The sequence below is a fragment of the Niallia sp. Sow4_A1 genome (genome assembly GCF_052116745.1).
Lineage (GTDB): Bacteria > Bacillota > Bacilli > Bacillales > Cytobacillaceae > Niallia > Niallia hominis.
Map to the genome: position 1 here is coordinate 1 of NZ_JBQKKM010000095.1, position 6,271 is coordinate 6,271.

Sequence of the window (6,271 nt, forward strand, 5' to 3'; positions counted from 1 at the left end):
AGAATGAGGTGTTTTTTCATTTTATTAAACACTGTCAAGCAACATATTTAATAGACCATAGACGCAATACAACTAACGATTTGCACTTATTTTTTTGGTGCGAAAGTTGAGATGATTATATAAACGTCTGATACAATTATTTTAGATTAATGAGGGATAGGAGTTATGGCATGAAGAAATTTCTTTCTACACTTGTAATGGTTGTGATTGGCGCTGTATTTGGTGGTGCGCTTTCACTTCTTATTTTATCAGGGGATGTAAATATTACTAGTATTATCACTAGCTTGATTTGTTTGATTGTATTTTATATTGTACATATTATTTTGCATGAAGCAGGACATCTTATTTTCGGAAAATTAACTGGCTATTCTCTCGTATCCTTTCGCGTCTTTTCGTGGATGGTTGTTTCGACAAAGAACGGCTTAGAGCGTAAAAAGCTGCATGTTCCAGGAACGCTTGGACAATGCTTAATGGCCCCGCCGCCATATGTTGCGGGCAAGTTTCCATTTAAGCTGTATTTATGTGGTGGAGTCATCATGAATTTTCTTGCGAGTGCTGTCGTTGGGTTGATTGCCTGGATTGCAGGAGAATTACCTTTAGTTGCTAGTATTTTTATCCTTCTCGGGTTGCTCATCGGGTTAACGAATATTATTCCCGCTGGCTTTAATGATGGCATGACGCTAAAAATGGCTTGGAAGAAGGAAAGCAAACAGTGGCAGCTTTTTTCCCAGTTTTATATTAACGCCCAAACGTCCAACGGTGTCACTTATCAGGAGCTGCCAGAGGAATTATTTGCATTGCCCCCAGGCGATGATGGGAAGGACTATTTTTCACAGTGGACTCTCTGCATCCAGCAAGCACTGGCAATGGACCGCCTTGATTTTGAAGAGGCAAAAAGGATTAATGATATGCTGTGGGAAAGAAAAGAAAAGCTTATTTCCCTTTTCAGAGTCGAGATTGCAAAAGAACGATTGTTTTTATTAGCTGTTTTAGAGGGCGATAAGGAAGAAGCACGTTCCATCTTTGCTTTGAAGGAAGTTAAACGGTTTTTAGCAATTAAACAGATGAGCAATAAACGAATCGCAGCTGCCTATGAGCTTTTCGTGAATGGGGACCGAGATAAGGCGGTTGCTCTATGCGAAGAGGGTGTTGGGTTGGAGGCTAATAATCCAAATGCTGCGGATGTTGTGTTGGAGAGGAAGATGATGGGGGTTTTGTTGGGGGATTGAGGTTTGGGTGGAGTTGATTATGTTGGTTTGGATCATATATTTAATTTTTGGATTATATCCTCTCCGCTTTGGACAATATATTTCTATTTTGAATCATATCTGTTCACCTTTGGATCATATATTTAATTTTTGGATCATATCCGCATTTTTTCCTTTCTAATTTAGGCTAACTCTACTATTAAATAGATGAAGTTAATAATTTCCACCTGAAAAAGAGTCATTTTTATTCCATTGTTTTTCGTAAAGATTAAGAATGGGGAAAAATGACTCTTTTTTTATTCAAATGTTGCTTTCGTACAACTTTGGATCATATATCCGTTTTTTGGATCATATCCTCCCTGCTTTGGACAATATATTTCTATTTTGGATCATATCTGTTCACCTTTGGATTATTTATTTAATTTTTGGATCATATCCGCATTTTTTCACAAATCTTCACTCCATTCTCTTCTTGAAAAATCATGGTTTGTAATAAACTCTGCCTTTATTTTCTCCTTTACTTGGTAAATTCATCTTTACTAGCATTTTGGAGGCGATTCCACGTGAGGTAAGCTGGGAGAATTCACGAAACTCCTTATTTGTAATGGTGGATTTTATCAATAAAAAGTAATCCATTACCGCCTTTTGATGGGCAGCTGCATCATATGTCTCACAATGAGGACAGCACCATTTCCGTTTTTGGCGAATCATTGCAAATTTCGCGCATGCTGGGCATTGCACTCCTGTAATTAGATCATTTGGTTGAATTCCATACTGTTTTAATAAATTTAAGGTTTCGGGAGTGTTATTTTTTAAGAGGTTTTTGGATATTTTGCGGAGAATCTTCCAATCAATCGCAATCATTTTATATTTTACAGAGAGTAATTCCCATTTTTCTAAAAAGCTGTGGCTGTGTATGACTTTGTCTTTAATTGCGGGATTTCCTTTTATGATGGTAGATGGCTTGCTGAAAATGACTAAGAAATCGATGGGAATTGGTGGGAAGTTGTGCAGCTTGAAGTATGTTTGCAATTGGTGCTGATGCCTTTTGGCTTGGGATATAGGATCAGAAAATCCCTCTTCCTTTTCATCAACTTTGCGAATCATTTGATTAAACTTAGCATCAAAGTAAACCTCTCCGTAATAATTTTTGCATTCAACAATGAGGCAAAACCGCTGGTTGAGAATGAGATAGTCTATCTGAAAATATGTTTTTCCATCATAAAGGCGGAGATTATGAATGATAAGACACTCTTTTTCCGGCAAAAATTGCAGATAATACTTCATTTCTTTCTCGCCGCGATAACCAGCTAAAAGTTTCCTTAAATCTTCCATTACATTCGGTCTAAGTTTATAAGTTTCTTTTAACCTTCCTACTAGCACCTCTGTTGATCTCAATCTATCACTCTTGCAAATTTCATTTAAGAACAATTTTCCACTTCCTTTCTTTTTTTCTAGATTAGTTATTCTACTTGATTGCTTGAAAATCCTTTTTGATAATGTGGCGGAATGTGCTTTGGATCATATATTTGTTTTTTGGATCATATCTGCTTTGCTTTGGATCATATATTTGTTTTTTGGATCATATCTGCTTTACTTTGGATCATATATTTGTTTTTTGGATCATATCTGCTTTGCTTTGAATCATATATTTGTTTTTTGGATCATATCTGCTTTGCTTTGAATCATATATTTGTTTTTTGGATCATATCTGCTTTGCTTTGAATCATATATTTGTTTTTTGGATCATATCTGCTTTACTTTGGATCGTATATTTGTTTTTTGGACCATTTCCACTGCTTTCGATTATATATCCACATTTCCGACCATCTCCACCCCACTCCAACCAACAAAAAAATCCCTTATCGCTCAACACAATAAGGGATTCTAACCTCAAAACTCCTCATAAACAGCTGGATCTTGATCCGCAATCCGCCCGTCTTCGCGTGTTAGCCCAGAAATTTGCTGCATTTGTTCTTCTGTTAATTGAAAATCGAATATTTCTAGGTTTTCTTTTTGTCTTTGTGGGGAGCTTGATTTTGGAATTGGCAAGGCTCCTAGTTGGGTATGCCATCTTAGGATGACTTGGGATATTGTTTTGCCGTGTGCTTTTGCTATTTGTTGAATCGTTTCGTTTTCTAGGACATTATTTGCTCGGCCGAGTGGGCTCCATGATTCGGTTACGATTCCGTTCTCTTTGTCATAGGCTAGTTGCTCTTTTTGTGAAAAAAATGGATGTAGTTCTACTTGATTAATGCTCGGCAATACGCCGGTTTCTTTTTTCAAGCGATCGAGATGCTCTGGTAAGAAGTTGCAGACACCGATGGAGCGAATGAGTCCCCATTTTTTGGCGTCAATTAACGCTTGCCAGGCTTCTACGTATAAATCTGTTTTGGGATTTGGCCAGTGAATTAGGAATAAATCGTAATAATCTAGTTTTGTGCGGTAGAGTGATTCTTGGATAGTATAGATGGCTTTGTCGTATTGATGGTGTCTTCCTGGAAGTTTGGATGTAAGGAATAATTGATCTCTGCTAACAGCACTGCGGCGAACGGCTTCACCGACTGCTCCTTCATTTTCGTAATTAAATGCAGAGTCGAGTAAGCGATAGCCCATATCAATTGCTGACGTCATCGCTTGAACACCAGACGCGCCTCGCAAATCATATGTACCAAATCCAATGGCTGGAATCACAAGGCCATCATTTAGCGTTATTTGTGGAATTGTTGTATGCATGATTGATATCCTCCTTCTATAAATTAGAAAAGATTTCCTCTCTTTAAAAGTATAGAGGATACTAGATAACAAATTCTACTGATATGCTTCATCTCTTTCATTAAATTATCTTTACTTCAAAATATTATTCTTTCAATACTTAGGCAATATGTTAAAATATAGTATATATATTAAAAAATGTATCGGAGGGATAAGGGATGAAAAGTACTGGAATTGTTCGGAAAGTGGATGAATTAGGTCGTATTGTTATTCCAAGAGAATTGAGAAGAACATTGGGAATTGAAATTAAAGATCCATTAGAGATTTTCGTAGAAGGGGAAAAAATCGTCTTCCAGAAGTATAAAGCCTTTGAGGAGTGTGCGATTACTGGGGAAGTCTCACCTGATAATATCACCATTGGCAACGGAAAGATTGTGTTAAGTAAAGAAGGCGCCGAAATACTAATGAAAGAATTAGAATCCGTTTTTGCGAATGATTCTCAGAAGTAAGCTTTCAAATTCCATTTATGATAGGACAATTCCCTCTTCATTCACTCGATAGACGGAATTGTCTTTTTTGATTATTTTATTGTCTCGGTGCAAACAGCATCACACCTACTCCTATTAGGCAAATACCTGCACCTATCCAGTCATTCAAATCAGGTGTTTTTCGATCAATCCCCCATCCCCATAAAACAGAGAGGATGATAAAGATACCTCCATATGCAGCATATACTCTTCCAAACGACATAAACGATTGAAAGGTTGCAATAATACCATATAAAACAAGAGATATTCCGCCAAATATCCCCCAATAATAAGGCTTGCCCTCTCGAAGCCATTGCCAAATGAGATAGCCCCCACCGATTTCAGCTATACCAGCCAAAATAAAAATGATAATTGTCATCAAAAATCACCCTACTATCCATTTTCCATTCATTATACCAAATAACTAGGGTAATTAATCACTTCTTTCCCGTCTACTTCTTTCAATCATTCTCACTGTTAATTTGTGAAAAAGCATCAAAAAAACATATAGAACTAGATAGGTAAAAATGGAGTAAAATTGCTTCCAGCCATTTAAATAAAAGGTTCCTGTATAGATAAAGAAGGTTTCGTATACCATTGCAATGACTCCCCAAGTGAAAATATAGACTATCTTTTTATGAAGACCACTTTTATACGGAAAGTAATTTAGAAAGATGACGTTAATCGCTGGATAGATTCCCCCAATCTAAATCAAACTCTCCCAATCTACCCCTATTCTAAAATAACCATATAAATCATATTTCAAATCGAGAAAGGTATCAGTTACTAGTTGAAGAAATGTGGCAAACAATGTCGTTGTCAACAATTCAATAGCTGTTAAGCGTTTTGGAATAAAATAAGCAATTGCATTAAATAAAATTACCATCAAGATAAGAACATAAAATAACTCCTGTCTATATTGGCTTGTCCGTTCTTTTTTCCTGCAACTTCATAAATAATCTTGTTATTAGATACCCACCAATATAGAGGAACCAATAAATCAGAAAAATATAGAAGAAATTAATCCATTTATAGGGTTCAAATAACCCGATAGCTGTCAAAAGTGGTTTAAAACCAAAGCCAAAAATAACTGCTAATATGGTTGCATAAAGATAGAAGTTTTTATTATGCTTTAACGTCCATTGAAATACGAGCATAATAGCCACTGGAATAATCGCCCCATCCAGTGAGAAGCTTGGTAAGAATGGCAGAAACTGATACGGGTAGGCCCATAAACCAAAGCGAATACCCGTTGCATCTACATAGGAAAATAACATATGCACAGCAAAACCAAAGAAACCAATTATGAATATACGCTTTCGATCAATAGTAAAAAATAAAACGATTAGTGGAATGACTAACATCAGCACTCCCACCCAAAACTGCCATGTATCCAAACCGGAATACTTACTCCAATACTCTATTGCCTCTTTTGTATAATTCTCTTGTATAGAAACTAATCGATCAAAAAAAGATCGTTGTTGGTCATTCATCTGATCACCTCAGGGATTATTTCATTTTTTTAGTATGAACTATTTTTTAGAAAATATTTCACTTACTTATCGCTCATTAAATAAAAAGAATGGGGCAGACTTCAATTATTAGAAACTTCTTTCGATTAATAGTAACTAGATGAACACTGGGGGTACTTTATGTATCATCGAATATGGAATAATGCTACTTATTTCCGATATTTTTTCTTTATTCTTTTATCTCAACTTTCGCAGAGTGATATCGGCAAATAAGCCTTGATATAATTAGGAAGGCCAGCGATCCACTGTTCAAGTTGACTTTGAATTATTTTTTTGATTTTCTTATTCG

At 36.1% G+C, this 6,271-nt stretch carries 8 protein-coding genes; 2 read left to right on the plus strand and 6 right to left on the minus strand.

Annotation, left to right across the window (positions count from 1 at the left end; translation table 11 throughout):
• Positions 1–170 precede the first annotated feature (170 nt).
• The gene (locus tag ACTQ5K_RS25075) at positions 171–1,229 is read left to right on the plus strand and encodes a hypothetical protein (RefSeq protein ID WP_441994434.1); all 1,059 of its coding nucleotides are present in this window, start codon (positions 171–173) and stop codon (positions 1,227–1,229) included.
• A 459-nt stretch (positions 1,230–1,688) separates the two neighbouring features.
• Here ACTQ5K_RS25075 and ACTQ5K_RS25080 read toward each other — a convergent pair whose 3' ends face one another.
• Both ACTQ5K_RS25080 and ACTQ5K_RS25085 read right to left on the minus strand, forming a co-directional pair.
• The gene (locus ACTQ5K_RS25080) at positions 1,689–2,606 is read right to left on the minus strand and encodes a nuclease-related domain-containing protein (protein WP_239687079.1); all 918 of its coding nucleotides are present in this window, start codon (positions 2,604–2,606) and stop codon (positions 1,689–1,691) included.
• Positions 2,607–3,101: 495 nt separating this feature from the next.
• Positions 3,102–3,944 (minus strand): aldo/keto reductase, encoded by an 843-nt coding sequence (locus ACTQ5K_RS25085; protein WP_031536162.1) that lies wholly within the window; start codon positions 3,942–3,944, stop codon positions 3,102–3,104.
• A gap of 197 nt (positions 3,945–4,141) precedes the next feature.
• Between ACTQ5K_RS25085 and ACTQ5K_RS25090 the strand changes: the two genes are divergently transcribed.
• Entirely contained in the window at positions 4,142–4,432 is a 291-nt protein-coding gene (locus ACTQ5K_RS25090) for an AbrB/MazE/SpoVT family DNA-binding domain-containing protein (protein WP_031536161.1), read from the plus strand.
• 76 nt (positions 4,433–4,508) lie between these two features.
• On the opposite strand, the gene ACTQ5K_RS25095 is transcribed toward ACTQ5K_RS25090, so the two are convergent.
• The 4 genes from ACTQ5K_RS25095 to ACTQ5K_RS25110 are packed head-to-tail and all read right to left on the minus strand — an operon-like array spanning position 4,509 to position 5,943.
• Positions 4,509–4,829: a YnfA family protein gene (locus tag ACTQ5K_RS25095; protein WP_048718531.1), complete on the minus strand. Its 321-nt coding sequence runs from the start codon at positions 4,827–4,829 to the stop codon at positions 4,509–4,511.
• A 54-nt stretch (positions 4,830–4,883) separates the two neighbouring features.
• Positions 4,884–5,156 carry a CBO0543 family protein gene (locus ACTQ5K_RS25100; RefSeq protein WP_349204323.1) on the minus strand — a complete coding sequence of 91 codons (273 nt, stop codon included), beginning with the start codon at positions 5,154–5,156 and terminating at the stop codon, positions 4,884–4,886.
• Positions 5,157–5,336 (minus strand): hypothetical protein, encoded by a 180-nt coding sequence (locus ACTQ5K_RS25105; protein ID WP_231512515.1) that lies wholly within the window; start codon positions 5,334–5,336, stop codon positions 5,157–5,159. It abuts the gene before it with no gap.
• A 28-nt stretch (positions 5,337–5,364) separates the two neighbouring features.
• On the minus strand, positions 5,365–5,943 hold the full coding sequence (locus ACTQ5K_RS25110; protein ID WP_048718529.1) for a CBO0543 family protein: 579 nt from the start codon (positions 5,941–5,943) through the stop codon (positions 5,365–5,367).
• Positions 5,944–6,271: the final 328 nt, after the last annotated feature.

What these genes read in the sequence shown, in the direction of transcription:
- ACTQ5K_RS25090 (WP_031536161.1), top strand. Translation starts at nt 4,142, where the DNA reads ATGAAAAGTACTGGAATTGTTCGGAAAGTGGATGAATTAGGTCGTATT.
- ACTQ5K_RS25085 (WP_031536162.1), bottom strand. Translation starts at nt 3,944, where the DNA reads ATGCATACAACAATTCCACAAATAACGCTAAATGATGGCCTTGTGATT.
- ACTQ5K_RS25075 (WP_441994434.1), top strand. Translation starts at nt 171, where the DNA reads ATGAAGAAATTTCTTTCTACACTTGTAATGGTTGTGATTGGCGCTGTA.
- ACTQ5K_RS25110 (WP_048718529.1), bottom strand. Translation starts at nt 5,943, where the DNA reads ATGAATGACCAACAACGATCTTTTTTTGATCGATTAGTTTCTATACAA.
- ACTQ5K_RS25105 (WP_231512515.1), bottom strand. Translation starts at nt 5,336, where the DNA reads ATGGTAATTTTATTTAATGCAATTGCTTATTTTATTCCAAAACGCTTA.
- ACTQ5K_RS25095 (WP_048718531.1), bottom strand. Translation starts at nt 4,829, where the DNA reads ATGACAATTATCATTTTTATTTTGGCTGGTATAGCTGAAATCGGTGGG.